The sequence below is a fragment of the Oleiphilus sp. HI0043 genome (genome assembly GCF_001634935.1).
On sequence record NZ_LWEY01001021.1, the window covers coordinates 1 to 227 of the forward strand.

Below are 227 nucleotides of genomic sequence, written 5' to 3' on the forward strand. Positions count from 1 at the left end.
AACCGATAACGGGAGGCGGAGGAAAAATAACCGTAAAGGCTTCATCTATTCCCATAAACTGCCCCCATAAGGCACCAGCAATCGCGTCAGCACTCATATCAGGTGCTTGGCGTTCGTCAAAATGCTTTAGGGTGACAAAGACAACCCCCTCATTCGAGGATACCGTGAAGCCGTTAGGTGATAACCCGGGAAAAGCGACTGATGATTCTACTCCCGGATGCTCCAGG

The 227-nt window shown here is 50.7% G+C and carries 1 protein-coding gene; it reads right to left on the reverse strand.

Annotated elements, in window-relative coordinates:
* A partial coding sequence (locus A3729_RS10880; protein WP_156497891.1) for an efflux RND transporter permease subunit occupies window positions 1–227 on the reverse strand: 227 nt, incomplete at both ends.